The following is an 823-nucleotide window of genomic DNA, read 5'->3' on the forward strand; positions in this document are numbered from 1 at the left end:
GAACAGGATGCCGTCCTGCAGCGGCGACAGGGCGTAGATGTCCTGGACATTACCGATGCCGCCCGGCACCGCCTCGACAACCAGGTCGATCTCCGCCTGGCTGAGCTCCGCCAGCGGCACCATCGCAGGCGTGATCGTCAAGCTTTGCGGCGTGATCCCATTGGCAGGAACCGTTATGCCGCCGCCCCATGCTCCCGCACCGGAGGCGCCGTTATTCTCCTTAAGAGTTTTTATTATGTTGTTTTTGTTCGATTTGATTTGATCGATAACGTCGTTCGTTATCGAGGCGTTGTCGCCGGATATGACAATCGAATCGTCTTCGACTTTCAGAGATATGTTTCGATCTTTGAGAGTGTCCAGGAACGCTCTGATGTTCATAGCCGGATCTCCACAAGCGTTCGCGTTGTCACGGCAAAATCCGACAGCTGGGGATGCTCGAACAGGTCCCGGATCGCGGCTCCCCGGCCGAGACGCCGCAGTCGCTCCAGCAGTCTCACCGCCAGCAGCGAATGGCCGCCGGGCTCGCAGGAACTATCCTGTCGCCCGACATGCTCGACACCCAGCAGTTCCTGCCAGATGCCGGCGAGGATGATCTCCACCTCGCCCTGCGGCGGCTCGTAGAGGCCACGCGCATAGGCTCCCTCGTCGGGCGCCGGCAGCGCCCTGCGATCTAGCTTGCCGTTTGCGGTCAACGGCAAGGCGACCAGCACCACATAGGCCGCCGGCCCCATGTATTCCGGCAAGAGGCCACTCAGATGCGGCCGCAGCAATGGCGCAAGATCGTCGCTGGCCTCGCCCCGTGCCACGACATAGGCAACCAGCC

2 protein-coding genes are annotated in these 823 nt (G+C 61.5%); both read right to left on the reverse strand.

The window, feature by feature from the left end:
* Positions 1-378 (reverse strand): hypothetical protein (locus KVT37_RS31680; RefSeq protein ID WP_217578943.1); only part of this gene is annotated, 378 nt, incomplete at its 3' end.
* The coding region (locus KVT37_RS31685) for a phosphopantetheine-binding protein (RefSeq protein WP_217578944.1) at positions 375-823 on the reverse strand (449 nt) is incomplete at its 5' end. The genes KVT37_RS31680 and KVT37_RS31685, both read right to left, overlap by 4 nt.

The organism is Mesorhizobium sp. GbtcB19 (assembly GCF_019091085.1).
GTDB lineage: Bacteria > Pseudomonadota > Alphaproteobacteria > Rhizobiales > Rhizobiaceae > Mesorhizobium.